Annotated in this window: 1 protein-coding gene; it reads left to right on the plus strand. The window is 32.7% G+C overall.

Annotated features, from left to right (window positions below; translation table 11 throughout):
- The coding region (locus AAEY72_RS15425) for a hypothetical protein (RefSeq protein ID WP_352311478.1) at nt 1–260 on the plus strand (260 nt) is incomplete at both ends.

A 260-nucleotide genomic window follows, 5' to 3' on the forward strand; every position in this document is an offset into this window, starting at 1 on the left:
CTTATATCCATCGGTAGTGTCATTTATATTAATAAATGGAAAGACAGTAACTATTCGAATAAAGGAAGAGTATGTAGCACATTGGTTTGAAGTTTTCCCTATAACCGTTTCAGAACAAAATTTATCTGTATCTCCTGAAATTGAATTAGATGGTTCAGATTTTTCACCTGAGTTAGGTGTAAATATATTGAGTAAATCAGAATGGACTGTTGCTGCCAATGCAGAAGTTAAATCTAAAATGGTTGGTGAAACTTTAGGTG

Source organism: Psychrobacter sp. W2-37-MNA-CIBAN-0211 (assembly GCF_040309405.1).
GTDB lineage: Bacteria > Pseudomonadota > Gammaproteobacteria > Pseudomonadales > Moraxellaceae > Psychrobacter > Psychrobacter glaciei.